This is a genomic window from Burkholderia territorii (assembly GCF_902833055.1).
In the GTDB taxonomy this organism is placed as follows: domain Bacteria; phylum Pseudomonadota; class Gammaproteobacteria; order Burkholderiales; family Burkholderiaceae; genus Burkholderia; species Burkholderia territorii.
The window spans coordinates 1-580 of the sequence record NZ_CADFEJ010000079.1; the positions used below are offsets into that span (position 1 = coordinate 1).

General features: G+C 68.6%; 1 protein-coding gene. It reads right to left on the reverse strand.

Going from position 1 to position 580, the window contains the following annotated elements:
- Positions 1-580 (reverse strand): acyltransferase family protein (locus HW466_RS31090; protein ID WP_176316142.1); only part of this gene is annotated, 580 nt, incomplete at both ends.

The window sequence follows — 580 nt, forward strand, 5'->3', positions numbered from 1 at the left end:
CCCGCCGCGGCCCACCGCGCCGCAGCCGGAACATCAGCACGCCGGCCGAGAACGAGAAGCCCACGCGCGCCAGCGCGAGATACCACTTGCCGAGATCCCAGCCCTCGTCGATGCCGTGATGGTCGAGCGCGTAGCGCAGCATCACGATGGCGCACGGAATCATCGCCAGGACCAGGATGCGCGGCACCGCGCGCCGCACGATGGCCGCGAAGGCGAGGTTGGCGACGATCTCGTAGAACAGCGAACAGGCCGGGTTGTTGACCAGGTAGAGCGGCGTGGCGCGCGAGGGCAGCATCAGCAGCGACAGCAGCACGAACAGCGTGGTGGCGAACAGCGACGGAAGCGGCCGGCCGTGCTGGTGCGCCATCGCCACGAAGTGGCTCGCCAGGCCCAGCACGATGCCGATCAGGTAGAGCGGGTAGAGCCGGATCAGCCGCAGTTTCGCGAAGGCGAGGAAGCCGAGCGCGCCCGAGCGCAGCCGTGCCTCATAGGCGTTGGCGACCACGAAGCCGCTGATCGCGAAGAACAGGTCGACCGCCAGGTAGCTCTGCGGGAAGCTCGGCGAATGGAACAGCAGCGG